At 69.7% G+C, this 25,236-nt stretch carries 28 protein-coding genes; 18 read left to right on the top strand and 10 right to left on the bottom strand.

What is annotated here, in order from left to right; translation table 11 throughout:
- Positions 1 to 149: 149 nt before the first annotated feature.
- The gene (gene mnmA / locus AB0K82_RS15595; protein ID WP_364397277.1) at positions 150 to 1,241 is read left to right on the top strand and encodes a tRNA 2-thiouridine(34) synthase MnmA; all 1,092 of its coding nucleotides are present in this window, start codon (positions 150 to 152) and stop codon (positions 1,239 to 1,241) included.
- Positions 1,242 to 1,248: 7 nt separating this feature from the next.
- Here mnmA and AB0K82_RS15590 read toward each other — a convergent pair whose 3' ends face one another.
- On the bottom strand, positions 1,249 to 1,548 hold the full coding sequence (locus AB0K82_RS15590; RefSeq protein WP_364397274.1) for a transcriptional regulator: 300 nt from the start codon (positions 1,546 to 1,548) through the stop codon (positions 1,249 to 1,251).
- On the bottom strand, positions 1,548 to 1,988 hold the full coding sequence (locus AB0K82_RS15585) for a hypothetical protein (RefSeq protein ID WP_364397272.1): 441 nt from the start codon (positions 1,986 to 1,988) through the stop codon (positions 1,548 to 1,550). The genes AB0K82_RS15590 and AB0K82_RS15585 overlap by 1 nt, the downstream gene beginning before the upstream one ends.
- A gap of 162 nt (positions 1,989 to 2,150) precedes the next feature.
- Between AB0K82_RS15585 and AB0K82_RS15580 the strand changes: the two genes are divergently transcribed.
- On the top strand, positions 2,151 to 2,963 hold the full coding sequence (locus AB0K82_RS15580) for an LLM class F420-dependent oxidoreductase (RefSeq protein ID WP_364397270.1): 813 nt from the start codon (positions 2,151 to 2,153) through the stop codon (positions 2,961 to 2,963).
- A 3-nt stretch (positions 2,964 to 2,966) separates the two neighbouring features.
- Here AB0K82_RS15580 and AB0K82_RS15575 read toward each other — a convergent pair whose 3' ends face one another.
- The gene (locus tag AB0K82_RS15575; RefSeq protein ID WP_364397267.1) at positions 2,967 to 4,127 is read right to left on the bottom strand and encodes a pyridoxal phosphate-dependent aminotransferase; all 1,161 of its coding nucleotides are present in this window, start codon (positions 4,125 to 4,127) and stop codon (positions 2,967 to 2,969) included.
- A 52-nt stretch (positions 4,128 to 4,179) separates the two neighbouring features.
- On the opposite strand from AB0K82_RS15575, the gene AB0K82_RS15570 reads away from it, so the two are divergent.
- Both AB0K82_RS15570 and AB0K82_RS15565 read left to right on the top strand, forming a co-directional pair.
- A complete protein-coding gene (locus AB0K82_RS15570; RefSeq protein ID WP_364397264.1) occupies positions 4,180 to 4,725 on the top strand; it encodes an XRE family transcriptional regulator in 546 nt (181 codons plus the stop codon).
- Positions 4,726 to 4,799: 74 nt separating this feature from the next.
- The gene (locus AB0K82_RS15565; RefSeq protein WP_364397262.1) at positions 4,800 to 5,075 is read left to right on the top strand and encodes a hypothetical protein; all 276 of its coding nucleotides are present in this window, start codon (positions 4,800 to 4,802) and stop codon (positions 5,073 to 5,075) included.
- On the opposite strand, the gene AB0K82_RS15560 is transcribed toward AB0K82_RS15565, so the two are convergent.
- Complete coding sequence (locus tag AB0K82_RS15560; RefSeq protein WP_364397259.1) at positions 5,053 to 5,508, bottom strand: ATP-binding protein; 456 nt, start codon at positions 5,506 to 5,508, stop codon at positions 5,053 to 5,055. The genes AB0K82_RS15565 and AB0K82_RS15560 overlap by 23 nt on opposite strands.
- Before the next feature lie 82 nt (positions 5,509 to 5,590).
- On the opposite strand from AB0K82_RS15560, the gene AB0K82_RS15555 reads away from it, so the two are divergent.
- A complete protein-coding gene (locus tag AB0K82_RS15555; protein ID WP_364397257.1) occupies positions 5,591 to 5,851 on the top strand; it encodes a helix-turn-helix transcriptional regulator in 261 nt (86 codons plus the stop codon).
- 10 nt (positions 5,852 to 5,861) lie between these two features.
- Here AB0K82_RS15555 and AB0K82_RS15550 read toward each other — a convergent pair whose 3' ends face one another.
- Positions 5,862 to 7,088, bottom strand: a complete 1,227-nt coding sequence (locus AB0K82_RS15550) for an IS701 family transposase (protein WP_364397255.1) — start codon at positions 7,086 to 7,088, stop codon at positions 5,862 to 5,864.
- Between AB0K82_RS15550 and AB0K82_RS15545 the strand changes: the two genes are divergently transcribed.
- A complete protein-coding gene (locus AB0K82_RS15545) occupies positions 6,972 to 7,826 on the top strand; it encodes a DUF5753 domain-containing protein (protein ID WP_364397253.1) in 855 nt (284 codons plus the stop codon). The genes AB0K82_RS15550 and AB0K82_RS15545 overlap by 117 nt on opposite strands.
- The gene (locus AB0K82_RS15540; protein ID WP_364397250.1) at positions 7,823 to 7,915 is read left to right on the top strand and encodes a DUF397 domain-containing protein; all 93 of its coding nucleotides are present in this window, start codon (positions 7,823 to 7,825) and stop codon (positions 7,913 to 7,915) included. Before AB0K82_RS15545 ends, AB0K82_RS15540 begins: the two co-directional genes overlap by 4 nt.
- A 396-nt stretch (positions 7,916 to 8,311) precedes the next feature.
- Here the strand turns inward: AB0K82_RS15540 and AB0K82_RS15535 are convergent, their stop codons facing one another.
- Positions 8,312 to 8,863, bottom strand: coding sequence for a TetR family transcriptional regulator (locus AB0K82_RS15535; protein WP_364397247.1), 552 nt, complete (start codon positions 8,861 to 8,863; stop codon positions 8,312 to 8,314).
- Between the two features lie 92 nt (positions 8,864 to 8,955).
- On the opposite strand from AB0K82_RS15535, the gene AB0K82_RS15530 reads away from it, so the two are divergent.
- Positions 8,956 to 9,357, top strand: a complete 402-nt coding sequence (locus tag AB0K82_RS15530; protein WP_364397244.1) for a nuclear transport factor 2 family protein — start codon at positions 8,956 to 8,958, stop codon at positions 9,355 to 9,357.
- 282 nt (positions 9,358 to 9,639) lie between these two features.
- Here AB0K82_RS15530 and AB0K82_RS15525 read toward each other — a convergent pair whose 3' ends face one another.
- From AB0K82_RS15525 to AB0K82_RS15515, 3 genes are read right to left on the bottom strand one after another with little or no spacing between them, the layout of a single operon-like run.
- Positions 9,640 to 10,425, bottom strand: coding sequence for a MerR family transcriptional regulator (locus AB0K82_RS15525; protein WP_364397241.1), 786 nt, complete (start codon positions 10,423 to 10,425; stop codon positions 9,640 to 9,642).
- A gap of 44 nt (positions 10,426 to 10,469) precedes the next feature.
- Positions 10,470 to 11,231 (bottom strand): ABC transporter permease, encoded by a 762-nt coding sequence (locus tag AB0K82_RS15520; protein ID WP_364397239.1) that lies wholly within the window; start codon positions 11,229 to 11,231, stop codon positions 10,470 to 10,472.
- Positions 11,228 to 12,124, bottom strand: coding sequence for an ATP-binding cassette domain-containing protein (locus AB0K82_RS15515; RefSeq protein WP_364397236.1), 897 nt, complete (start codon positions 12,122 to 12,124; stop codon positions 11,228 to 11,230). Before AB0K82_RS15515 ends, AB0K82_RS15520 begins: the two co-directional genes overlap by 4 nt.
- A gap of 50 nt (positions 12,125 to 12,174) precedes the next feature.
- On the opposite strand from AB0K82_RS15515, the gene AB0K82_RS15510 reads away from it, so the two are divergent.
- The 3 genes from AB0K82_RS15510 (at position 12,175) to AB0K82_RS15500 (ending at position 14,470) form a co-directional block, all read left to right on the top strand.
- Positions 12,175 to 12,345: a hypothetical protein gene (locus AB0K82_RS15510; RefSeq protein WP_364397234.1), complete on the top strand. Its 171-nt coding sequence runs from the start codon at positions 12,175 to 12,177 to the stop codon at positions 12,343 to 12,345.
- A 223-nt stretch (positions 12,346 to 12,568) separates the two neighbouring features.
- The gene (locus tag AB0K82_RS15505; RefSeq protein ID WP_364397231.1) at positions 12,569 to 13,573 is read left to right on the top strand and encodes a methionine synthase; all 1,005 of its coding nucleotides are present in this window, start codon (positions 12,569 to 12,571) and stop codon (positions 13,571 to 13,573) included.
- Between the two features lie 72 nt (positions 13,574 to 13,645).
- On the top strand, positions 13,646 to 14,470 hold the full coding sequence (locus AB0K82_RS15500) for a hypothetical protein (protein ID WP_364397228.1): 825 nt from the start codon (positions 13,646 to 13,648) through the stop codon (positions 14,468 to 14,470).
- Between the two features lie 169 nt (positions 14,471 to 14,639).
- On the opposite strand, the gene AB0K82_RS15495 is transcribed toward AB0K82_RS15500, so the two are convergent.
- Entirely contained in the window at positions 14,640 to 15,047 is a 408-nt protein-coding gene (locus AB0K82_RS15495; RefSeq protein WP_364397226.1) for a PPOX class F420-dependent oxidoreductase, read from the bottom strand.
- Between the two features lie 528 nt (positions 15,048 to 15,575).
- Between AB0K82_RS15495 and ligA the strand changes: the two genes are divergently transcribed.
- From ligA to gatB, 7 genes are all read left to right on the top strand, one after another.
- Positions 15,576 to 17,741 (top strand): NAD-dependent DNA ligase LigA, encoded by a 2,166-nt coding sequence (gene ligA, locus AB0K82_RS15490; protein WP_364397223.1) that lies wholly within the window; start codon positions 15,576 to 15,578, stop codon positions 17,739 to 17,741.
- A 227-nt stretch (positions 17,742 to 17,968) separates the two neighbouring features.
- On the top strand, positions 17,969 to 20,065 hold the full coding sequence (locus AB0K82_RS15485) for an EAL domain-containing protein (RefSeq protein ID WP_364397220.1): 2,097 nt from the start codon (positions 17,969 to 17,971) through the stop codon (positions 20,063 to 20,065).
- 108 nt (positions 20,066 to 20,173) lie between these two features.
- Positions 20,174 to 20,527 (top strand): Asp-tRNA(Asn)/Glu-tRNA(Gln) amidotransferase subunit GatC, encoded by a 354-nt coding sequence (gene gatC / locus AB0K82_RS15480; protein ID WP_364397217.1) that lies wholly within the window; start codon positions 20,174 to 20,176, stop codon positions 20,525 to 20,527.
- Between the two features lie 2 nt (positions 20,528 to 20,529).
- Positions 20,530 to 22,020: an Asp-tRNA(Asn)/Glu-tRNA(Gln) amidotransferase subunit GatA gene (gene gatA / locus AB0K82_RS15475; RefSeq protein ID WP_364397215.1), complete on the top strand. Its 1,491-nt coding sequence runs from the start codon at positions 20,530 to 20,532 to the stop codon at positions 22,018 to 22,020.
- A gap of 17 nt (positions 22,021 to 22,037) precedes the next feature.
- Positions 22,038 to 23,354, top strand: a complete 1,317-nt coding sequence (locus tag AB0K82_RS15470) for an AAA family ATPase (protein ID WP_364397212.1) — start codon at positions 22,038 to 22,040, stop codon at positions 23,352 to 23,354.
- Positions 23,354 to 23,617 (top strand): hypothetical protein, encoded by a 264-nt coding sequence (locus AB0K82_RS15465; protein WP_364397209.1) that lies wholly within the window; start codon positions 23,354 to 23,356, stop codon positions 23,615 to 23,617. The genes AB0K82_RS15470 and AB0K82_RS15465 overlap by 1 nt, the downstream gene beginning before the upstream one ends.
- Positions 23,610 to 25,112, top strand: a complete 1,503-nt coding sequence (gene gatB / locus AB0K82_RS15460; protein WP_364397206.1) for an Asp-tRNA(Asn)/Glu-tRNA(Gln) amidotransferase subunit GatB — start codon at positions 23,610 to 23,612, stop codon at positions 25,110 to 25,112. Before AB0K82_RS15465 ends, gatB begins: the two co-directional genes overlap by 8 nt.
- The last annotated feature ends 124 nt before the right edge of the window (positions 25,113 to 25,236 follow it).

The raw sequence follows: 25,236 nt of genomic DNA, 5'->3' as shown, positions 1-25,236 counted from the left end.
TCTCCAGCCTAATCACGCCCGATTCCGCACCCAGATCTTGCCCGTTCTCACCTACGCCCGATCACCGAAGGTGACCATTCGTGTCCGGGACGCTCGGGGACCGTCGGCTGAGCGGTGGGTGGGGGTGAGCGCGTACCCTCGTGTAGGTCATGACTCTTCGCGTACTCGCCGCCATGTCGGGCGGTGTCGACTCCGCCGTGGCCGCCGCTCGTGCCGCCGAGGCCGGTCACGAGGTGACCGGCGTGCACCTCGCGCTCTCGTCCAATCCGCAGTCGTACCGCACCGGCGCGCGGGGGTGCTGCACGCTCGAGGACGCCCGTGACGCCCGCCGGGCGGCCGACGTGATCGGCATTCCCTTCTATGTGTGGGACATGGCCGAGCGGTTCGACCGCGACGTCGTCCAGGACTTCGTCGCCGAGTACGCCGCGGGCCGTACGCCCAACCCGTGCCTGCGCTGCAACGAGAAGATCAAGTTCCAGGCGCTGCTGGACAAGGCGCTCGCGCTCGGGTTCGACGCGGTCTGCACCGGTCACCACGCCCGGCTGGCCGACGGGGTGCTGCGGCGCAGCGTCGACCTCGGCAAGGACCAGTCGTACGTCCTGGCCGTCTGCACGCGCGAGCAGTTGGCGCACGCCATGTTCCCGCTCGGCGACACGACCAAGGCGGAGGTGCGCCGGGAGGCCGAGCGGCGCGGACTGGCGGTCGCCGACAAGCCGGACAGCCACGACATCTGCTTCATCGCCGACGGCGACACCCAGCGCTTCCTGGCCGACCGGCTCGGCGCGGAGAAGGGGCAGATCGTGGACGCGTCGGGGGAGGTCCTCGGCGAGCACGACGGTGCGTACGCCTACACGATCGGCCAGCGTAAGGGGCTGCGGCTCGGCCGTCCGGCACCCGACGGCCGGCCGCGCTACGTCCTGGACATCTCGCCGGTGACCAACACGGTGACGGTCGGGCCGCGCGAGGCCCTGGACGTCCACGAGATCCACGGCGAGCGTCCGGTCTGGCTGGGCGAGCCGCTCACCGCGCCGCAGGACTGCCGGGTGCAGTTGCGGGCGCACGGCGAGGTGTACGACTGTTCGGCGGTGCCGGACGGGGACGTGCTGCGGATCTCGCTGCGCACCCCGGCGCGCGGAGTGGCCAAGGGCCAGGCGGCCGTGCTGTACGACGGCGACCGGGTGCTCGGCTCCGCGACGATCGCGGCGACGTTCTCGGCGAGCACCGTTCAGGCCGGCGCCTGAGCGTTTCTCAGGTGCGCGGCCGGGCCGCCGCGACGATGCGCTCCAGCGCCGCGGCGTGGGCGGCGAACGCGGTGCGCCCCTGGTCGGTGAGCCGGATGAGGGTCCGGCGGGCGGTGCCCGAGCGTTCCTTGCGTACGGTGACGTAGCCGGCGTCCTGCAGCGCGGTGATCTGCTTGGACAGGGCGGAGTCGCTGGTGCCGATGGTCTCGCGGAGGAACCGGAACTCCACCCACTCGGCCGGGGCCAGGAGCGCCAGGATCGACAGCCTCGCCGGCACGTGGATGAACTCGTCGAAGCCTTCCTCCATCAGAGCTCCCGGCGCAGCGTCGCCTTCATCGCCCGATTCAACCACGGCGTCAGCACGGCCCACGTGAGTGCCATGCCGACCGCCCCGATGGTCGCGGGGTACGCGAAGTCCGCCAGCGCGGCGACGACGCGGAGTCCGATGAAGACGGCGAGCATGGCCGCGATCATGAGCAGCAGCAGTAGCCCGGACCTGTTCGTGTAGCGGGAGCGGCGCAGGCGGGCGCGGCGTGACCGGTTGGAGATCACGCCGAGCACGACGAGGAGTGCGATCGCGACGGCCTGGTAGGGCAGGGGGCCGGACACGTAATCGGGGATGGCGCCCGACACGCAGAGCAGGATGGCGGCGCTGAGGAGAAACCACCGGGGGACGGGGCCGAGAGCGGCGTCGGTGGTCTGGTCCTCGCGGTCCCGGATCTCGCGCAGAGCGTCTTCTGGAGTCATGCTTCCTCCCGTACGACTTACTTTCCTGTTGGGAAAGTACCACATACTTTCCCAACAGGAAAGTAGATGGTCGCAGGCACGCCCGGCCGTCGCGGCCGGGCCCTCTTCCTCGCTCCCGCGTACGAAAGGCTTCGCGACCGGTGGGCGCGTAGGCTCGGGAGAATGAGATTCGGTGTATCGACCTTCGTGACCGATGAGGGCATCGGACCGGCCGAGCTCGGCCGGGCACTGGAGGAGCGCGGGTTCGCGTCGCTGTACGTCGCCGAGCACACGCACATCCCGGTGAGCCGCGAGACGCCGTACCCGGGCGGCGGTGACCTGCCGCGCGTCTACTACCGCACGCTGGACCCGATCGTCGCGCTCACCGCGGCGGCCGTCGTGACCGAGCGGCTGACGCTGGGCACCGGCGTCGCGCTGATCCCGCAGCGCGACCCGATCGTGTTCGCCAAGGAGGTCGCCTCGCTGGACCTGGTCTCCGGCGGGCGCGCCGCGATCGGCATCGGCGGTGGCTGGAACCGCGAGGAGATGCGCCACCACGGCACCGATCCGAAGACCCGGATGGCGCTCATGCGCGAGCGGGTCCTCGCGATGAAGGAGATCTGGGCGAAGGACGAGGCGGAGTTCCACGGCGAGTACGTCGACTTCGACCCGACGTACTCCTGGCCGAAGCCGGTACGGACCCCGCCGATCCTCGTCGGCGGCTGGGGGCCGAAGACGTTCGACCGCGTCCTGGACTACGGCGACGGCTGGCTGCCCATCGCCGGGGACACCGACGCCCTCGCGAAGGGCGTGAAGGAACTGCGCGAGCGCGCCGGACGCCATGTGCCGGTCCACGTGTACGCCACGCCCGCCAAGCGGGAGGTCGTCGAGGGGCTGGTCGCCGCCGAGGTGGACGAGATCCTGCTGTTCCTGCCGACCAAGCCCGCCGACGAGACGCTGCGCCGCCTCGACAGGATGGCCGAGCTCATCGCCTGACGGTCACCCGAGCGCCCGGCGGAACCGGTCGCCGAGACCCGTCAGGCGCTCGACCGGCTCGTTCGCGAACACGAGCCGCAGGTACCGGTGCCCGCTGGGACCCCAGCCGTCCATGGGCGTGGCCGCGACCTTCGCCCGGTCGAACAGCCGCCGGGACAGGTCCGCCGGGCTCAGCCCCAGCGGCTCGGTGTCGATGAGCAGCGACCAGCCGCCCTGCGGCCGGACGACCGGGTACGCGGCGAGTTCGCGCAGCACCGTGTCGCAGCGCCGCCCCCACTCGGCCGTGGCGGCGGCCACGTCGGCGTCGGCGTCCGGCGCGTCCAGCGCGGCGGCGACGGCGTCCTGGGCGAGGCCGACCTGGCAGACGACGTTGGTCAGGCCGACCAGCCGGACGTCGGCGAGGATGTCGGCCGGGCCGACGACCCACCCGGCCCGCCAGCCGATCATCCGCAGTTCCTTAGAGGCGGACCCCACGGTGATGGTCCGCCGGGCCAGCCCCTCGTGGGACGCCGGATGGCTCGGCGGCCGGCCGTCGAACCGGATGCGCTCCATGGCCGCGTCGTAGATCAGCCAGGCGCCGTGACGCTCGCACGCGTCCGCGAGTGCCGCCCAGTGCCGGTCGTCGAGCACGAGGCCGGTCGGCATGGCCGGGCTCATCATCAGGACCGCCGCCGTCCGTGGGCCCACGGCCGCCGCGAGCCGCTCGGGGTCGACGGACCAGCCCTCCGCCGTTGCCTCGGCCGGGACGAAGCGCGTGACTCCGCCCGCGAGGCGCACCCGGTTCACCAATCCGGCGTAGACGGGGTCGCACAGCACGACCTCCTGCCCCGGCTCGACGGTGGCCAGCAGCGTGTTGAGGACGCCGTTCAGCCCGCCCGCCACGCTGACGCACTCGGTGGCCGGATCGTACGCGCGCCCGGCGATCCGGCCCACGTGCGCGGCGGCCGCCGCCCGGAGCGACCGGTGCCCTTGAAAGGGCAGATAGCTGTTGGCCGCGTCGTCGTCGACGGCCGCGCGGGTGACGCCGAGGGCGACGGCGGGCGGTCTGAGGTCGGTGTCGAGGTTCTCCAGCCGCAGGAACTCCGGGTCGGCGACGGCGTCGGCGGCGTCCCCGACGACGTCCACGCCGATCCCGGGGATGTCGCGGAGCCTGGTGACGGGCATGCACGGTCTCCGTTCGCTATGTCGGTACGGGCATACCACTATGCTGATACGTATGGACGTAGGGCAAGTGGTCGGCGGCAATTTGCGGAGGCTGCGCACCGCGGCGGGCATCTCCCTGGCGGATCTCGCGGCGGCCGGCGGGATCGGCAAGACGACGCTGCACGGCATCGAGCTGGGTCAGGCCAACCCGACGCTGAGCACGCTGTGGGCGCTGGCCACGGCGCTGAAGGTGCCGCTCGGCGAGCTGCTGGAGGCACCCGCCTCGGCCGTCGAGGTCGTACGGTCGGCGGACGACCGGCTGCGCGTCGAAGGCGACGCCGTCGGCGCCCGGCTGCTCCACCGCATCAGGATCCGCGGCACCGTCGAGGTGTACGACATCGAGGTCGCCGGCACCGAGCAGCACTCGGACGCCCACCTGCCCGGCGTGGAGGAGTGCCTCGTCGTGACGGAGGGGAGCGTCACCGCCGGCCCCGCCGACGCGGCCGCGGAGCTGGAGGCGGGCGACTCCATCCGCTTCGACGCGGCGAGCCCCCACGTGTACCAGGGAACCGGGACGCGCAACCGCGCCGTCCTGCTGATGCTGCATCCCGAACCCTGACCGGCGGCCGAACGTCACACCGTTCGCCGCGCCCGGGCGCGGCTGCACGGCCGGACGGCGGCCGGGGTTCCCCGATGGGCGGTGTGCCGACCCTCGCCGCCGTGATCCCGGCGGGCCTCGGCGTCGTCGCGCTACTGATCTTCCCGTACGCCCTGGTCATGTCGGGTCTCGGCCGGATGATCGACGGCTCGCACCGCACCGGCCTCGTCGTGCACGGATGGCAGTCCGTCGTGCTCGTCGTCGCGTACGGCCCGCTGGTCGCCTGGGGGCCGTTGCTCGGCCTGCTGACCGTGCACTACTACCGTCGCCGGAGGCGTGCGCCGCGCGTCACGGGCGAGCCGGCGTCGTGAAGCGCGCCCAGACGACCTTGCCGCCGTCGGCGCCGGGATGATGTCCCCAGGCGGTGGACAGCGCCTCGACGATGAACAGGCCGCGCCCGGTCTCGGCGACGAAGTCGGGTTGCCGAAGTTGCGGCCGTCCGGGTGCGTCGTCCCACACCTGGAGTTCCACGGTGTCCGTGCCCCAGCGCCACTCGATGAGGGCGTGGACCGCGCCGGCCCCGGCACGCAGTGCGTTGGTGACCAGCTCGGTGACGACCGTCTGCAGGTCGTCGGCGAGGCCGGTCAGGTCCCACCGGGCCAGCACCTTCGCCGACCACTCCCGCGCCTCGCCTGGCGCGGTCGGCCCGGGCGGCAACTGCCGGAAAGCGAAGATCCGTTCTTCCGCTGGAGGAACCCGCTCGGTCATGGTCGTGTCCGTCTTCTCGTCGGAGATCGTGCGCATCGCGCGCTCGTTCTGTAACAATGACCTCACTCTGAGTGACAAGGAAGATTCAAATCGACCTTCGAACCCCCCGGAGGCAGCGATGACCGCGGCCGAGAACCTCGACCCCAACGAGTCCCTCTGGAACGCCATCGCCTTTCACCTGCGCTACGAGCGCCAGAAGCGCGGAATGTCGCAGACCGAGGTCGGACACATCATCGGCGTCAACAAACACGGGGTTTCAAACGCCGAAGCGGGCCGCAACAAGCTCACCCGCATCCAGGCCGACCGCCTCGACAAGGCCTGGGACACGGGTGGCCTCTTCCCCCGCCTCCGCCGCTTCGCCCGCCTAATACTCCAGTGACATTTCGCGATCATGGTTCGGATCTGCGCTTGTAGTGGCAGTGGCGGGCCATGGCCTGGTGGCGTCGGCGCCAGTGTGACCAGCGCAGAACATCTGTGATGGAGCGGTGCCGGGTCAGCGTGAGTGCGGCGAGCAGTCGGCGGATCTCGGGCGGTGTCAGCGGGATGTGGTCCTGGTCGCTGGGTGGCTGGGCGGCGGCGATGGCCGCCAGCAGGGCCAGCGCGAGCATGGCCAGGGTGATGTGCCGGTGCCAGGCCGTCCAGCCGCGTACCTGGTAGTGGTCCAGGCCGACCTGGCCCTTGGCTGCTTGGAAGGACTCCTCAACCGCCCATCGAATTCCGGCGATCTTGACCAGGGCCATCAACGGCTGCGGGGTGGGCGCGTAGCAGCGGTAGAACGCCAGCTCGCCGGTGGTCAGATTGCGCCTGATCAACAGCCACCGATATCCGTGGGCGTGGCTTTCGTCGATCTGTGTCCAGGCCCAGGCGTACCAGCGGGGCCCTTTGGCGCCTTGACCGGCACGGTAGCGGTGCCAGTGCCGATCAGACACTCGCGTCGCGATCTCGGCCGCGCTCACCTGGGTGCCTTGGAGTTCGACCCGCCGGTTGCCCGCGATCGCCAGCACGTACCCCATCCGGTGATCTTCCAGGGCGATGCGCAGGCGCGGGTCTTGGCCGTAGACCTCATCCCCGCTCACCCAGCTGGCCGGCACCCCGGCCTCGATCGCGGCCAGGAGCATCTGGGTGGCCAGGGCGGGCTTGGTGGCGAAAGCCGCCTCGTCCGGGACGCCGGCGGCGTGGCAGCGGTCTGGGTCGGCCAGCCAGGTGTGCTCGGGCAGGTAAAGCCGCCGGTCCAGCAGTGCTCGGCCGCGCGGGGTGGCGTAGGCGCAGAACACGCCGATCTGGCAGTTTTCGATCCGGCCCGCGGTGCCGCTGTATTGCCGTTGCACCCCGGCCGAACCGGCGCCTTTCTTGACGAACCCGGTCTCGTCCACGATCAGCACACCGTCGGGACCGAGCCACTCGACGATGAAATCGCGGACGTCATCGCGGACGCCGTCGGCGTCCCAGCGGGCCGTGCGCAGCAGCCGCTGCAGGGCTTGTGGTCCGGTCAGCCCGGCATGTTCGGCCAGGTTCCAGCAGTTCTTGCGGTCGATGTCGGCCAGCAGCCCGCGCACGTAAGCACCGGCAGCGCGACGTGGCTCGACGCGGCCGAACCGGCCGGCGATCCGGGCCATCAGCTCGTTGAAGATGACCATCCAGCGGTCAGGGTCTACGCTGTGGCTCGCGGCCACCGCACGATCTTTCGTTGTCCTCACAAACTCCGAATGATCACGCGGTGGCCGTTGCCATGTGACCCCAACGCCTCAAGATCGCGAAGTGTCACTGGAGTACTAAGCCACAACCCCGACTGGCCGGCCCGCGTAGACCGATGCCAACGCGAGTCAGATCAGCTCAAGATCTTCCATAACAGCTTCATCCCGATCCCTTTTCAGACCGAGGATTACGCGCGAGGACTGCTGTCCGCGGGGCATGCGGCCGGGCTCGTGGAAGACCTTGACACGGCCCTTGCGCGGCGGCTGAAGCATCAGGCAGCGATCCTCCAGCGGCGGCCCGTACCTCCGCTGATCTGGGCGGTTCTCGACGAGGCCGCATTACGCCCGATGGGTGCCCCATCTGTCATGAAGGCGCAGTTCGAGCATTTGATCGAGTGCAGCGAACTATCGCACGTATCCCTCCGGATAGTCCCGCTGACGGCCGCGCCACATGTCGGTATCGATGGCTGGTTCACTTTCTTCGAGCTTCCGGGGCGGCACTTGGCCGCGTTCGCGGGAGCGACGCTGGATGTGGGACGAATGATCGACGAGCAGGCGGAGGCGGCCGCCGTGTCCGTCCGATTCGACCGGATCGCTGCCCAGGCGTTGAATGAGGACCAGACTCGTGACCTTCTGAAGAGGGCGGCTGAAGATCTATGACGGCATGGCGTAAGAGCAGCTACAGCACCGGCGCTGGGGGAACCACCGACTGCGTCGAAGTGACACGGCTCTCGAGCGAAGGTCCATGACCATATGGCGTAGAAGCAGCTAGACCACCGGAGGCTGAGGGGCAACCGAGTGCGTCGAGGTGGCATCGCTCCCGGCCCTTCCCGTAACGCCGAGAATTTTGGTGCCGCGAGCAACGGCGATCTGGGGCGTTGACGGCGGCCCCAGTTTCGCCACGTCCAAAAGTCTCGGAGAACCCGACCGCGACCGCCCGGGTTGCAGGATTTCGCCCCTTTCCCAAGGCGAACCGACCCCGTTTCACCGAACACTTGCACGCCCTCGAGCCCCCATGCCCGCGTCGAGGCCAGGCGCCAAAGGACCTTGCCGGCGCTCTTGACGGGCAAAAAGCGACGATACGGGCATCGAAACCGGCCACGCCGACGGCACGGTGGCGATGACTTCGCGGACGTCGGTGTCGGTCAGTCGTCGGCTTTGGTGAGGGAGCGGATCGAGGGGCGCAGGATCTCGACGATCTGATCCGGGTCGGCGTCGGCCAGAGGGTCGAGCTTGATCAGGTGCCGGCCGACGGCGAGGCCGATCAGGACCGCGCTGACCACGGCCGCGCGCAGGTCGGCCTGATCGTCGGGGATGGCCTCGCTGATCCGGTCCCGGTGGCCGCGGGACGCGGCCCGTACCTCGTGGGTGGCCTCGGGGTGGGTGAGCATCGACCGCAGGATGGCCAGCGACTCGACGGGTTCGTCCGCCAGTGAACTGCGGAGATGAGCGAGTAGTTGCTCGGCCACCTGGTCTGGCGTGCCGCCGGGAATCGGGGGAGTCCCGCCCTCGGTGACCCGCGCGAAGAGCTTCTCCTTGCTGCCGAAGTAGTGCATGACCAGGCCCGGGTCCACTTCGGCGGCCGTCGCCACGGCACGAATCGTGGTTCGGTCGTAGCCGGTCTCGGCGAACAGCCGGCGGGCCTGCGTCAAGATCCGGGCCTCGGTGTTGCGTCGCTGTTCGGCCCGGCTGCTCACACAAATCATTCTACGGCGGTTGAACAACAGGCCAGGCTCGTTCTACAGTCGTTGAACCAGTCGTTCAACGATCGTTCAATGGGAGGCTTGGCGTGAAAGATCCACTGGAGGTCCTGGAGCGGCGTCGGCGTCTGCTCGTCGCCGGCGACTTGGCGGAGTTCGCCGATCTCTTCGCGGAGGACGCGGTGCTGGAGATGCCGTTCGCGGTCGACGGCTTTCCGGCTCGGCTGGAGGGCCGGGAGACGATCCGGGAGTTCTCGGCGCGCGCCGACCGGATGCCGGTCGAGATCACCGACCTGCGTACCGTGCAGATCCATCGGACCTCGGACCCCGAGGTGGTGATCATCGAGCTGGTCACCGCCGCAAGGCTCACCACCACGGGGGAGACGTTCGAGGTGCCCTGCATCCAGGTCTTCCGGATCCGCGACGGCCGGATCGTCCTCTTCCGCGACTACGTGGGCGCGAACTCGCTCCCGGACCTGACCTCCACCTGAACCCGCTAGTGCGATGACGACGACGTTCGCCGGACGCGGCTGAGGTTCCCGTCGCTGTCTTGGGCCGGCGCCGTCGGCCGTGCGGACCATGGGAGTGGGTGGGAGCGAGCGAGTGGCCGGTCGTGTCCTTCGCAGCCGGGGGCGGGTTCGTCATCGGCCCTGTCACCTCAGCAGGGATTTGTCCCTGCTGACGTGGCGGCGTCGAGTCGCTTGGGGCAGGGGAGGGTTAGGCCGGGGTGCCACCGGACCAGGCGCACGTCTGTGGTCACCGCACTAGCTTGATCAGGAGTCGGGCGGCTCCGCCAGCCGCTCCAGCCGGGTCCAACCGGCCCAGCCACGCTCGCGCATCAGGTCCAGCATCCGCTGAGCCCGCGGGTCGGACTCGACGGCGAGTGCGTCCAGGAGGTCGAACGATAGATCGTCGTGCGCCATCTCGCCGAGGTTGATCTCGCCGGCGGCGTATGCCTGCTCGGCCATGGCGGCCATGATGTCGGCGGCTTCCCGCAGACGCGGGTCGTCGTCACCTTCGTCGCTTTCCACGAGCTCCGACAGGACCTCATAGAGCCGAACGAGTTGCGGGTCATCGAGCTGTGCGAGTTTCCCGGGCATGAACTCGCGGACGCGATCGGGCCAGCGAGCCACAACCAGGATCCACCCGTCCCGCTCAGCCTCCACCATCCGCTCTGACACCCCGATCTCTCGAAGCCGATCGAGATAGAAGACCACCTCTGGTGGGAGCGCCAGACTGTCTCCGGCAGCGAGCTGCGCGACCTGCCTGCGGCTGGTCTCAAGCCGTTCGATCTCGTCGCGCAGGTGGCTGTCGATCCTTCGGACCGCTTCGGCGAAGGTCGAGGCGTCGGCTTCGAGCATCTGACCGATCTGAGATAGCGGCACGCCGGCGTTGGCGAGGGTGCGGATCTTGATGAGGGCCACGACGGCCTTCGCGCCATACCGCCGGTAACCCGAAGCGTCCCGCTCCGGCTCGGGCAGTAGGCCGATCTGGTGATAGTGCCGCACCGCCCGCGTCGTGACGCCGGCATACGCCGCCAGTTGACCGATCGTCAGCATGCCGTGATCCTGCCTCGACTCGCCCAGACCCGGTCGACGCCGGCTCAGGAGATCCTGCGACGGTAGGAGATGCCGGCGACGATGTAGGCGACGGCGAGGATGCCGACGCACCAGGCGAGGGCGGTCCAGATGTCCGCGCCGACCGGATGCCGGCCGAACAGGTCGCGGAGCGTGTTCACGATCGGCGTGACCGGCTGGTGGTCGGCGAACCAGCGCACCGGGCCGGGCATCGTGTCGGTGGGCACGAACGCGGAACTGATGAACGGCAGGAAGATGAGCGGGTAGGAGAAGGCGCTCGCACCGGACACGCTGCTCGCGGTGAGGCCCGGGATGACGGCGATCCACGTCAGCGCGAGGGTGAACAGGATCAGGATGCCGACGACCGCGAGCCAGGCTCCCACGTTCGCACCGGTGCGGAAGCCCATGAGGAAGGCGACGCCGACGACGATCGCGAGCGAGATGAGGTTGGCGATCAGAGAGGTCAGCACGTGCGCCCACAGCACGCCGGAGCGGACGATCGGCATGGACTGGAAGCGCTCGAAGATGCCGGCCTGCATGTCCGTGAAGAGTCGGAACGCGGTGTAGGAGATGCCCGACGAGATCGTGATGAGCAGGATGCCGGGCAGCATGTAGGACACGTAGGTGCCCGACCCGTGTCGGATCGCGCCGCCGAACACGTAGACGAACATCAGCATCATGGCCACCGGGACGATCGCGGTGGTGATGATGGTGTCCACGCTGCGAGTGACGTGCTTGAGGGAACGCCCGGTGAGGACGGCGGTGTCGCCGAAGAAGTGCGTGGTCATCGTTCTTCCTTCGCCTTCGACGGGGCCTTGCGGTCTTTGTCACTCTTATCGGCGATGACGTTCTCGTCGTTCTTCCAGTTCTCGCCGACAACGGCGAAGAAGACATCCTCCAAAGTGGGCTGCTTCTCGACGTATTCGACCTTGGCGGGCGGCAGGAGCCTCCTCAGCTCGTCCAGGGTGCCGTTGACGATGATCCGGCCCTTGTGCAGGATCGCGATCCAGTCTGCGAGCTCTTCCGCCTCGTCGAGATACTGGGTCGTCAGCAGCACCGTCGTGCCGTACTCGGCGAGCTCCTTCACGGTTCGCCACACCTCGACGCGTGCCTGCGGATCCAGCCCGGTCGTCGGCTCGTCGAGGAAGATCACCGGCGGGTTGCCGATAAGGCTCATCGCGATGTCCAGGCGGCGACGCATGCCACCCGAATACGTCGCCACCTTCCGTGTGGCCGCATCGGTCAGCGCGAAACGCTGCAGCAGGGTGTCTGCGACTGCGCCGGGGTTCTTGAGATGCCGCAGCTTCGCGACCAGCACGAGGTTCTCTCGCCCGGTGAGGATCTCGTCCACGGCGGCGAACTGCCCGGTGAGGTTGAAGGACTCCCGCACCTTGGCCGGCTGCTCGGTGACGTCGAAGCCGTTCACGTTGACCGTGCCCGCGTCCGCCTTCAGCAGCGTGGAGAGGATTCTGATAACCGTGGTCTTGCCCGCCCCGTTCGAGCCGAGCAGAGCGAAAACGCTGCCACGCTTCACGTCGAAGTCCACGCCGCGCAGCACACATAGCTTCTTGTAAGACTTCTCCAGGCCCTGCACATGGATCGCAGGTCCCTGGGCCTGATCGGTTGCCGGTGGGGCGCTCATGACAGCCAGAATGAAGGGTTGACGCAGCGTCAAGGTCAAGCCCGTAGGACAGACCCGATTCGTCCAAGACCACTTCGTCCGCTGCCGAGGTGGCGCGAGCACGTCGAGGCACCACCGACGTGCTGCCACACGCACTCGAACCCGAGATCGGGATCCGGGTCGAACGCGGCGCGATGGAGATGAAGCAGGCGATCGAGTCGACGGCACCTCAGGAGCCGATCATCGAAGAGGCGGCGCCCAGGCCATCGCTCCGGACGTGATCTGCGGTCGATCGCAGTCGTTGTGAGTAATCGCCGGTACGAGGAATGCGTTTCCCCGGCAAGCCGGGGAAACGACGTCGTCATTCACACCGAGGAGGTCACACCCGCCCGCCTCCTCCAGCCACTGCCCGCCTGACGCGCGGGCCGACCGCCGTCCCCGCCGTGGGAGCGGACGCGGTCGGCGGCGGCCGAAGATCCAGTCTTCAGGCTCTAGGCTTCTGCTGTGCCTGATCTTCCGTGGACCATCGGGACCGCGACCGGTGTCGGCTCCCACCCGGGCGACGATCCCGCCGAGGCGCTGCGGATCGTCCTCGGCGAGCTTCCCGACCTGCCGTACCTCCCGGAGCTGCCCGCGCGCGGGCCCGGCGCGGACATGATCGGACGTGCCGCCGGACTGCTCGTCGAACTGGCCGTCGCGCTGCAGCCGTCAGGGTGGCGGTTCGCCGACCGGCCGGGCCGGGACACGGTCCGCGCCCACAGCATGCTCGCCCGCGACCTCGACACCCTGGAAGAGCAGGCGGGGGAGTACGAGGGGCCGTTCAAGATCCAGATCGCCGGGCCGTGGACCCTCGCCGCCTCGATCGAGCTCAGGCACGGCGACCGAGCGCTCCGCGATCCCGGGGCCGTACGCGACCTGATCGCCTCGCTCGCCGAGGGCGTCGCCGCGCACGTCGCCGACGTACGCCGCAGGCTCCCGCGCGCGACGATCCTGCTGCAACTCGACGAGCCCGGCCTGCCCGGCGTCCTCGCCGGAACCGTGCCGACCGCGAGCGGGTTCTCCCGGCTCCCCGCCGTCGAGGCCCCGCTGGCCGAGGACGGTCTGCGACGGGTGATCGAGGCGACGGACGCCTTCCCGATCGTGCACTCCTGCGCGCCGCGCACCCCGTACGGCCTGCTGCGGGGCGCGGGCGCGAAGGCGATCTCGGTCGACGCCGCGTTGCTGCGCGGCGCGGACGAGGACGCGATCGGCGAGGCCGTCGAGGCGGGCACCGGGTTCCTCCTCGGCATCGTTCCCGGTACAGACACCCGCCTGCCGGCACCGAAGCGGTCGCTGAGCCGCGTCCAGGAACTGTGGCGGCGGCTCGGCTTCTCCCCGCGGGTCCTCGCCGAAGGCGTCGTCGTCACCCCCGCCTGCGGCCTGGCCGGAGCGAGCCCCGGCTACGTACGGGCCGCGCTGAAACATTGCGGCGAGGCGGCGCGGGTCCTGGCCGAGACCGCCGAGGACTGAGCGGAACCGACCGCGCGTCTCAGACGACGAAGGTTCGGCCGGATCACAACAGAACAGGGAGAGGTAGCTGCCATGGCGCCGTCGCGAGCGGTACGGGACGCCGAGGAAGAGCCCGCCGACGGGGGGAAGAAGCGCGGCTCCAGCGCCGGGGGAGCGAAGAGCCGGCCCGCCGCCGGGCGGAAGAGGAGCACTGCCGCGGGCGGGCGCAAGAAGAGCGGTGCGGCGGGCGCGCGGAAGAAGAGCGGTGCGGCGGGCGCGCGCAAGACGACCAGGCCCGCCACCCGGCGAAAGCGGTCCGCGACCAAGGAGAAGCGGATCAGGCACGCCACGGCGGGGTCTCCGTTGAGCGTGCTGCTCGTCTCGGTCGGCGTGCTCGTCGCGATGGGAGTCATCGCTCTCGCGGGCTGGCTGCTGACCTTCCCGCTGGACGACTTCCGCTACTCGTCGGGGCTGTCCGGTACCCAGGGCACGTTCACGGCCGTACGGTGCCACGCCACGGGATCCGGCAAGGACGGCTCGCGCGTCTGCACGGGGACGTTCGTGCCGGCCAAGGGCGGATCGGTCGATTCGTCCGCGCGGGTCCGCGACGCCCGGATCGAGGTCGGCAAGCCCGTCACGGTGCGTCGCAAGACCGACGGCGGGTACGTCCGGCCGGGTGCGGCGAACGCCGGGACCAACCTCGCGACCGCCTTCGGAATCGTCGCCCTCGCCGCGTTCCTGCTCGTCGTGCTCTGCGTGGCGCCGAAGAACATCAAGGTCGGCGGCTTGAAGCGGCTGCGGCAGAACCCCCCGCCCTGGGGAACGCTGTTGTCCATCTTCGTCCCGTTGTTCGGCGCCTCCTTGGTGTTGGCCGCCCTGTCCGCTCTTCTCGGCCACCTGCTCGCGCTCATCTTCTGACGGCCCGCCGCTCACAGCCGCCCCTCCCCGGCCGTGATGCCGACCGGAAAGCTCGGTGAAGGCGGCGGGGCGGGGCGATTTCTGCTTCGTTCGTCCCGCTTCGCGACGGCGATCCCCGAGCCTTTCGTGCAGCCGGGGACAGGTGATCGGGCCGGTCGAGGCTCGCGGGTCAGTCGGTGGCGGTGCCGACCACCCTGTGAGGGGTGATGCGGACGACCACGCGGATCACCTCTGGTGGCAGGTCGAGGTACTCCTGGCCGGCGCCGGGCCCTTCGTACTGCTCGGCCAACTCGACGGCCAGCCGCCGGCCGACGTCCTCGGTGATCACGGCCGTGCCGCGCACCTCGGCGTACCGCAGTGGGTCGTTCCGGTCGAAGACGGTGAGGCTGGCGCGTGGATCACGGCGCAGGTTCGTCTCCTTGCGCCGTCCCGCGGCGGTGGAGATGAGCAGGTCGTCGCCGTCCCGGCCCACCCAGACGACCGAGGTCTGCGGACTGCCGTCGGTGTTGATGGTCCCCAGGACCGCCGGGTTCGCGTCATCGATCAGGGCGCGCACCGTCTCGTTCAGTTTGGTCACGGACCCAACGTACGGGCGCCCCGCGCGGCGCTCTCCGATTTTCCCGTCATGTCCCGAGTGGTACAGGCGCCGGTCGGCGGCGGCCCCGCCGGGATGGCGGCCTTCCCTGCGGTGGTCCGAGCCGAAGGCTCGGCGAAGGCGGCGGGACGGGCCGGGCTTCTGCGTCGTTTGTCCCGCTTCGCGACGGCGATTACCGAGTCTTCGCGCGGCGTCGTCCGAGGAGCGGGCCGTCCGCTTCCCTGCCGAGACGGGTCCGGAGCGAATCCGGCGTGCCGGTCCGCTCGAACCCGCGTCCCTGGGGGACACTGCTGCTCTCGCCCGGCTGGTCGTTCGCCGGGTTCGCCGGCGCGGTCCTTCGTCGCCGCCATCCTGCTCGGATCGGCCAGGCGATCTTCTCTTAGGGGCCGCGTGACGGAGGCGGACGAAGTCCGCGCGCGGGGCCGCGCCGGACTCCGAACCGCAGGTCAGAAGTGTCGGTGGCGCGCGAGACACTAAGAGGCAGTGGCAGTCGCAGGCAGGGAGAGACACGTGGCGACAGGCGTACCCGACGCGGTTCAGCAGCGTCATGCGGAGCTGGCTCAGGAGCTCGACGAGGCCAACTACCGCTATTACGTCCTCGACTCCCCGACGATCAGCGACGCGGACTACGACCGGCTGATGCGGGAGATCCGTGCGATCGAGGACGAGCATCCCGAGCTCGTCACGCCGGACTCGCCGACGCAGAAGGTCGGCGCGCCGATCACGACCGACTTCGCGACGGTCGAGCACCTCGAGCGGATGCAGAGCCTGGACAACGCGTTCAGCACCGATGACCTGTCGGCGTGGCTGACCCGCGCGGAGAAGGAGGTCGGCTCCGTCGCCAACTTCCTGTGCGAGCTGAAGATCGACGGGCTGGCGGTCAATCTGACGTACGAGAACGGCCGGCTCGTACGGGGGGCGACGCGCGGCGACGGGCGTACGGGTGAGGACGTCACCAACAACATCCGCACGATCGACGCCGTGCCGCTCCAGCTCGAGGGCGACGACGTTCCGGAGCTGCTGGAGGTGCGCGGTGAGGTCTACCTGCCGGTCGAGGCGTTCGAGAAGCTGAACGAGGGGCTGGTCGAGGCGGGGAAGGCGCCGTTCGCCAACCCGCGCAACGCCGCGGCCGGCTCGCTGCGGCAGAAGGACCCGCGGGTCACGGCGCGGCGTCCGCTGAGCATGATCGTGCACGGGTTCGGCGCGTGGCGCGGTGGTAGGCAGCCGGACAGCCAGTCGGACTCCTACGAGATCATGCGGTCGTTCGGGCTGCCGGTCAGCGACCGGTACAAGGTCGTCGACGGCCTCGACGACGTACGGGAGTTCATCGAGTACTACGGCGAGCACCGGCACGAGCCCGCGTACGAGATCGACGGCGTCGTGGTCAAGGTCGACCAGCTCGCGCTGCAGCGGCGGCTGGGCTCGACCAGCCGGTGGCCGCGCTGGGCGATCGCGTTCAAGTACCCGCCGGAGGAGGTCAACACCCGGCTCCTCGACATCAAGGTCGGGGTCGGGCGCACCGGGCGGGTGACACCGTACGGCGTGATGGAGCCGATCAAGGTGGCGGGTTCCACGGTCGCGTACGCCACGTTGCACAACGCCGACGAGGTCAAGCGCAAGGGCGTGCGGATCGGCGACATGGTGGTCCTGCGCAAGGCGGGCGACGTCATCCCGGAGATCGTCGGCCCGGTGGACGGCCTGCGCGACGGCACCGAGCGGGAGTTCGTCATGCCGAGCGCGTGCCCGGAGTGCGGCACCGAGCTGCGCGCGCAGAAGGAGGGCGACGTCGACATCCGCTGCCCGAACGCCAAGGAGTGCCCGGCGCAGCTCCGGGAGCGGCTCTACTTCGTGGCCGGCCGGGGCGCGCTCGACATCGAGGCGCTCGGCTACGTCGCGGCGACCGCGCTCACCCAGCCGCTGGAGCCGGAGGACCCGCCGGTCAGGAACGAGGGCGACCTGTTCCACCTGACCGTCGAGCAACTGCTGCCGATCAAGTCGGTGGTCCGCGAGCAGCGCACCGGCCTGCCGAAGATCGACGAGAAGACGGGCGAGGAGAAGGTCGTCACCTTCTTCGCGAACAAGTCCGGTGAGCCGAAGAAGACGGTCGAGAAGCTCTTCGAGGAGCTGGAGAAGGCCAAGAAGCAGCCGCTGTGGCGGGTGCTGGTCGCGCTGTCGATCCGGCACGTCGGGCCGACGGCCGCCCAGGCGCTGGCGCGGGAGTTCCGTTCGCTGGACCGGATCGCCGAGGCGTCGGAGGAGGAGCTGACGGCGGTCGAGGACGTCGGGCCGACGATCGCCGCGTCGGTCAAGGAGTGGTTCGCCGTCGACTGGCACCGCGAGATCGTCGAGAAGTGGCGCCGGGCGGGCGTGCGGATGGAGGACGAGGGCGCCGCGGAGGGCCCGCGGCCGCTGGAGGGCGTGACCGTCGTCATCACCGGGTCGCTGGAGGGCTTCAGCCGCGACTCCGCGACCGAGGCCGTGCAGAATCTCGGCGGCAAGGTGTCCAGCTCGGTGTCGAAGAAGACCGGGTTCGTCGTCTACGGGGAGAGCCCGGGGTCGAAGTACGACAAGGCGGTCAAGCTGGGGGTTCCGCTGCTGGACGAGGCGGGCTTCCAGGTGCTGCTGGAGAAGGGGCCGGATGCGGCCAAGGAAATCGCGGCCGTCGGAGAGGAGTGATTGTCCCCAGAATCTGGTCATGCTGACCTGCGAGGCGATACTGTACGGTATCGATTGATTACTGAGGGGTGGTTCGGCGGCTGAGTGCAGGCGTAACGCAACGTGCGCAATCGGTTCCGCGAAGTTGCTCGGACGTCGTAGTCTCCCCTCAGCACTACTTGTGTCCGTCCAAACACCATCGCCTCCCCCCAAAGCGCAAGGTTTGGGTGTAACCCCCCGAGGACGTGATGAAGGACCCGAATAACACGCGGGACACGGTCCCGCGACGTGGCTCCCCGCTGTGGAGCTACGTCGTCTGTGTCACGGTGGTCGGCGTCGCGGCCCTTGCCACCTCGCTCGCCTACCTGAGCGTCGGCGACCTTCGGACGCTGGTCGGCGCCCCGCTCTTCTGGATCCTGGCGTTGCTGATCGTGTCCGGCGAGCTCAAGCCGATCATCACACCGGGCTCCACGGAGACCACCGGCGCGACCGTCTCCACGACCTTCACCTTCGCCACGCTGATCTACGCCGGCCTGCCGACCGCGCTGCTCCTGCACGCCATCGCCACGGTGGCGACCGGCATGCTGCGCCGGCGGGCCCTGCACCGCACCGCCTTCAACGTCGGGCAGTACACCCTGAGCTTCGCCGCGGCGGGGCTGGTGCTGCTGATGTCCGGCGTCACGGCGTCGCCGACGGACCCGTGGACGCCGCACGCCTTCGACCTGCCGGTCACGCTGCTGGCCGGGGTCGCGTACTTCCTGGTCAACCTCGTGCTGGTCAACGCCGCGATCGCGCTGCACGAGCGCACCTCCGTGCTCAAGACCATGCGCTGGAACCTCGGCCTGCAACTCCTCGTGCACAGCGCGCTGCTCGGGTTGGCGCCCCTGGTCGTCGTGGCGATGAGCTGGTCGGCGGCGTTCGTCCCGCTGTTCGTCCTGCCGTTCATCGCGGTCTACATCAACGCCTCGGTGTCGGTCAGCCGCGAGTACCAGGCCCTGCACGACGGCCTCACCGGCCTGCCGAACCGCAAGCTCCTCATCATGCGCACCGAGGAAGCGCTTGCACAGGCGCGCCATGAGGCCGAGCGGGCCCTCACCGCGCGGGGCCGGGACCACGAGCCGCCCCGGCGGGTCGGCCTGTTCCTCCTCGACCTCGACCGGTTCAAGGAGGTCAACGACACGCTCGGGCACCCGACCGGCGACCGCCTCCTGCAGCTCGTCGCGCACCGTCTCACTCACAGCGTGCGGCCCGGTGACCTGGTCGCACGGCTCGGCGGTGACGAGTTCGCGGTCCTGCTGCCCACCGTGCGTGACGCGCGCGGCGCCCGCGAGGTCGCGGCGCGGCTCCGGGCCGCGCTGAACGAACCGGTGCGCCTCGACGGGATGTCGTTCGACCTGGAGGCCAGCGTCGGCATCGCCCTCCACCCCGACCACGCGCCCGACTTCGAGCTGCTGCTGCAGCGCGCCGACGTCGCGATGTACGTGGCGAAGGAAAACCGCACCGGGGTTGAGATCTATTCACCCGATCGGGACCGCAACTCGCCCGAACGCCTCGGCCGCCAGGGTCAGCTCCGCCGCGCCATCGACCGCCGCGAGCTGGAGCTGTTCTTCCAGCCCAAACTGTTCCTGGGCAACGGCCGCCCGGTCGGCATGGAGGCGCTGCTGCGCTGGCGGCACCCGCAGAAGGGTCTGCTGACTCCGGAGCAGTTCCTGCCGATCGCCGAGCAGACCTATCTCATGCGCGGCATCACCGACTTCGTGGTGGACGCCGCGCTGACCCAGGTCGCGCGCTGGTGGAAGGCCGGGCTGCGCGTCCAGGTCGCCATCAACGCCTCCGGCCGCGACCTGCTCGACTCGGCGCTCACCGAGATGATCGCGGCCGGGCTGCTCCGGCACGAGGTGCCGCCACAGGCGTTGCAGCTGGAGATCACCGAGCGGATCCTGATGAACGAACCGGCCTACGCCGCCGACACCGTCCAGGCGCTCGCCGCACTGGGCATCCCGCTCAGCCTGGACGACTTCGGCACCGGCTACTCCTCGCTCGTCCGGCTGAAGAGCCTGCCGGTCGAGGAGATCAAGATCGATGCCTCCTTCGTCAGCCGGCTCCGCGAGGCGGGCGACGACGCCGTCATCGTCCGGTCGATCATCGATCTGGCCCGCACGCTCGGCCTGCGCTCGGTCGCCGAGGGCGTCGAGAACCCCGAGACCGAGCACCTCCTGCGCAACCTGGGCTGCGACGCCGGCCAGGGCTACCACTTCCAGCCGCCGATGACCGCGGCGGAGGCGACCGACTGGCTGCGCGAGCACGTCACGAAGCTCCAGGCGCCCGAGGGCGCGGCGCTCTGAGCCGCCTCCTCGCCAGGCCTGCGTAAACCGCTTGTTAACCGGTCGTGGCCGGTTCCAGCCGCCCTCTAGGATGGCTGGGAACCCATCGATCGCAGAAACGGTTTCGACATGCTTAACGAGCACGCCGCCCAAGGCTCCGCCGCCGCGGGCCAGGCCCGCGGCGGCGGAGCCATCACCCGCGATGAGGTCGCGCACCTCGCCCGGCTGTCCCGGCTGGCGCTGCGCGAGGACGAGCTCGACCACCTCGCCACCCAGCTCGATGACATCATCTCCGCGGTCGCGCGCGTCCAGGAGGTCGCCGCCGAGGACATTCCGCCGACCTCGCACGCGCTGCCGCTGACCAACGTCTTCCGCACCGACGAAGTGCGGCCCTCGCTCACGCCCGACCAGGCGCTGTCCGGCGCGCCCGCCGCCGAGGAGCAGCGTTTCAAGGTCCCGCGGATTCTCGACGAGGAGGCGTGAGCATGGAAATCATCAAGAAGAGCGCGGCCGAGCTGGCCGAGCTGCTCTCCTCCGGCGAGGCGTCGGCGGTCGAGGTCACCCAGGCGCACCTCGACCGGATCGCCGCCGTCGAGGAGTCCGTCAAGGCGTTCGTGCACGTCGACCCGGAGACCGCGCTCGCGCAGGCCCGCACGGTCGACGAGCGCCGCGCGGCGGGGGAGGCGCTGGGCCCGCTGGCCGGGGTGCCGATCGCGCACAAGGACGTCTTCACGACCACGGACATGCCGACGACCGCCTCCTCCAAGATCCTGGAGGGCTGGCGCCCGCCGTACGACGCGACCGTCACGCGGCGGCTGCGCGAGGCCGGGCTGGTCATCCTCGGCAAGACCAACATGGACGAGTTCGCGATGGGCTCCTCCACGGAGAACAGCGCGTTCGGCGCCACGCACAACCCGTGGGACCTGAACAAGATCCCCGGCGGCTCGTCCGGTGGCTCCTCCGCGGCCGTCGCCGCGTACGAGGCGCCCCTGGCGACCGGCACCGACACCGGCGGCTCGATCCGCCAGCCCGCCGCGGTCACCGGCCTCGTCGGCATGAAGCCGACCTACGGCGGGTCCTCCCGGTACGGCCTGATCGCGTTCGCGTCCTCGCTGGACACGCCGGGCCCGCTGGCCCGTACGGTGCTGGACGCCGCGCTGCTGCACGAGGCGTTCTCCGGGCACGACCCGATGGACTCCACCTCGATCGACCAGCCGGTGCCGCCCGTCGTCGAGGCGGCGCGCCGCGCCGAGGTCGCGGGCCTGCGGGTCGGCGTCGTCAAGGAGTTCGGCGGCGAGGGCTACCAGCCGGGCGTGCTGGCGCGGTTCCACGAGGCGGTGGAGCTGCTCGAGTCGCTCGGCGCCAAGGTCGTCGAGGTGTCCTGCCCGCACTTCACCTACGCGCTGCCGGCGTACTACCTGATCGCGCCGTCGGAGTGCTCGTCCAACCTGGCCCGGTTCGACGGCATGCGCTACGGCCTGCGCGTCGGCGACGACGAGACCCGCTCGGCCGAGGAGGTGATGGCGCTCACCCGCGCCGCGGGCTTCGGGCCGGAGGTCAAGCGCCGGATCATGCTCGGCACCTACGCCCTGTCCAGCGGCTACTACGACGCCTACTACGGCAAGGCCCAGCAGGTCCGCACGCTGATCGCACGCGACTTCGACGCCGCGTTCGAGCAGGTCGACGTGCTGATCTCGCCGACGACGCCGACGACCGCGTTCCCGATCGGCGAGCGCGCCGACGACCCGATGGCGATGTACCTCGCCGACCTGTGCACGATCCCGTCCAACCTCGCCGGCAACGCCGCGATCTCGGTGCCGTGCGGCCTGGCGGACGAGGACTCCCTGCCGGTCGGCCTGCAGATCATGGCGCCGGTCCTCGCCGACGACCGGGTCTACCGCGTCGGCGCGGCCGTCGAGCGGGCCCTGCAGGACCGCTGGGGCGGCCCGCTCCTGGCCAAGGCCCCCGAACTGTAGGGGGGAGGAACGGCGGCATGATCACCCGCATCGAGATCGACGGCTTCAAGTCCTTCTCGGACTTCAGCCTGGACCTGCCGCCGTTCCTCGCCATCATCGGCACCAACGCCAGCGGCAAGTCCAACCTTGTCGAAGCGCTGACCTTCCTGGCGCTCGCGGCCAACGAAGGGCTGGATGCCGCGGTTGCTGCCGTTCGCGGTGACGCACGCGGACTGTTCCGGCAGCGTGGGGACGGGTCTCGCTGCGAGAGGATCCGCTTCGCGGCTGAATTCCTCTTGGGGCGCGCATCGGATGAGATTCGACCAGGTCGCCGATCTCAATCAACTCGCTGGCGGTACGAACTCGAGCTGTCGTGGGGAGCGCCGCCCGGTCAGTTGGAAGGCCTGGTGGTCGAGGCGGAGCGACTGCTCACGCTGGATCGGCGGGTGGATTCATGGCCCGCTCGCTTCAACGTACCCGAGCAATGGCAGCGCGCCCGTTTCCGCTATGCGCCAGAACCCGTCCTGGGCGAAGGCGCTTCCCGCGCTCGTGATGAATCCCTGCTGAGGTTCTGGCAGGCATCGGATGCGCTCGATGACATGGTGTCGATTGGAGCGGAGTTCAGCGCGGTCCAAACGCTTCATCTCGAAGGCGAGGCGCTTCGAGCGGCCAGCGAAGTCGGTGGCCAAGCGTTCATGGACGTTCATGGACGTCACCTGCCGAACTTCCTGCGCTGGCTTAGTCGCGTCACCGGGGACGAGAACCGGCCGCTCGGCGTGGTCGCCGACATCGAGACACACCTCGTCGGGCTCGTACGTGAGGTCAGCGGATTCGAGATCGTCGAGGATGAGCGCCGACGGGACGTCAGACTCGAGTTCTCGTCTCCATACACCGGACCGATCGCGGCTGAGTTCGCCTCAGACGGCACGCTCCGGATGCTCGCGATATTGGCGGCTATCCACGACCCGCAGAAGGGCTTTGTGGTGGTGGAAGAGCCAGAGAACGGCGTCTTCCCAGAGCGCCTACGGCATCTTCTGGGGCTGATGCAGGAGTTGGTCACCGATCTCAACGCGGACCCGGAGCACAAATTCGAACCCGGTGTGACGGTGCCCGTACCGCTCAGGCAGGCCCTGGTGACCAGCCATTCTCCCGTAATCCTCGATGCGGTTGAGCGCGACAGGGTCGTTTTCCTGGACACGACCACCGTCCTGGAAGGCGGGGTGGCGAGTCATGTGACGCGCGCCCGCTGGAGGCGAGAGCCAGGTGGCCCGGCGAGCGGGTCTGGCGAGCGCTGGGCGCGGATCACCGAGTCCGAGTTGCGTCGCTTCCGGGCCGGGGTCGAGGAGCCGGTCTGATGCGTAGCCGCGTCCGTAAGCTTCCCGAGCCCGGATTCGAACCGGAGCGCGTGCACTCCGTGCTCCGGCCGAAAGAGGAGTTCGAGGCGATCGTCCGGCAGGTCGCCGGCCGGAAGGCCACTGGTGAGCATGGCGTACGCGACTATGTGATCCGTGTCGGCGCGACCGTCCAGATCGATGTACTGCGAAGGGTTCCCGCCTTCAAGGACTGGTGGGACGAGATGATAGAAGCACTGGAGAGGCTGGGATACCAGCATGGCTGACACGACGACGCTCGTGCCGTACGACGAGGCGCTGGCGAAATACGAGCCGGTGCTGGGCATCGAGACCCACATCGAGCTGGGCACGAAGACGAAGATGTTCTGCGGGTGCGCGACCGAGTTCGGCGCGGAGCCGAACACCCAGGTCTGTCCCGTCTGCCTGGGCCTGCCCGGGTCGCTGCCGGTCACGAACCGCTCCGCGATCGAGGGCATCATCAAGATCGGTCTGGCGCTGAACTGCACGATCGTCGAGTGGTGCCGCTTCGCCCGGAAGAACTACTTCTATCCGGACATGCCGAAGGACTTCCAGATCTCGCAGTACGACGAGCCGCTCTGCGTCGACGGCTACCTCGACGTCGAGGTCGAGGGGGAGACGTACCGCATCGAGATCGAGCGGGTCCACATGGAGGAGGACACCGGCAAGTCGCTGCACGTCGGCGGCGCCACCGGCCGGATCCACGGGGCCGACCACTCTCTCGTCGACTACAACCGGGCCGGTATCCCGCTCGTTGAGATCGTGACCAAGCCGATCGTCGCGACGGGCGACAAGGCGCCGCTGGTCGCGCGGGCGTACGCCACCGAGCTGCGTGAGCTCGTACGCGCGGTCGGCGTCTCGGACGTGCGCATGGAGCAGGGCTCGATGCGCTGCGACGTGAACGTCTCGTTGATGCCCAAGGGCGCGTCCGAGTGGGGCACCCGCACCGAGACCAAGAACGTCAACTCGCTGCGCTCCGTCGAGCGCGCCGTCCGGTTCGAGATCGAGCGGCAGGCCGGCGTCCTGGAGGCGGGCGGCAAGGTGATCCAGGAGACCCGGCACTTCCAGGAGGGCACCGGCACGACGACGAGCGGGCGCAGCAAGGAGGAGGCGCAGGACTACCGCTACTTCCCCGAGCCCGACCTGGTGCCGATGGCGCCGTCGCGCGAGTGGGTCGAGCAACTGCGCGCCGGCCTTCCGGAGCTGCCCGCCGCCCGCCGCCGCCGGGTGCAGGACGAGTGGGGCGTCGCCGACAAGGAGCTGCAGGACATCGTCAACGCCGGTGCCCTCGACCTGATCGAGGACACCGTGCGCGCGGGCGCCGACCCGGCCGCGGCCCGCAAGTGGTGGATGAACGAGCTGTCCCGGCGGGCCACCGAGCAGGGTGTCGACCTGGCCTCGCTGCCGGTCACCGCGGCCGACGTCGCGCGGGTGAGCGCGCTCGTCGCCGAGGGCAGCATCAACGACAAGCTGGCCCGGCAGGTGTTCGACGGCGTGCTCGCCGGCGAGGGCACGCCGGACGAGGTCGTCGAGAAGCGCGGCCTGAAGGTCGTCAGCGACGAGGGCCAGCTCGGCTCGGTCATCGACGAGGTCATCGCCGCCAACCCGGACATCGCGGACAAGATCCGTGGCGGCAAGATCGCGGCGGCGGGCGCGCTCGTCGGCGCGGTCATGAAGGCGACGCGCGGTCAGGCCGACGCCGGCCGGGCCCGTGAGCTGATCATCGAGAAGCTCACGAGCTGACGGCCGAACCGCCGGAACGAAACGGCGGCGGCGGCCGCCCCCCCCCGGGGGGGCGGGGGCGCCCCCCGGCGGGGTGGAGGGGGCGGCCGCGCACAGAGCGAGGGGTGGGGGGGGGGCCGTAACG

The sequence above is a fragment of the Actinoallomurus sp. NPDC052274 genome, from assembly GCF_040679475.1.
GTDB classification, from domain to species: Bacteria; Actinomycetota; Actinomycetes; order Streptosporangiales; family Streptosporangiaceae; genus Actinoallomurus; species Actinoallomurus liliacearum.
This window is presented reverse-complemented; position numbering and strand designations above follow the sequence as displayed.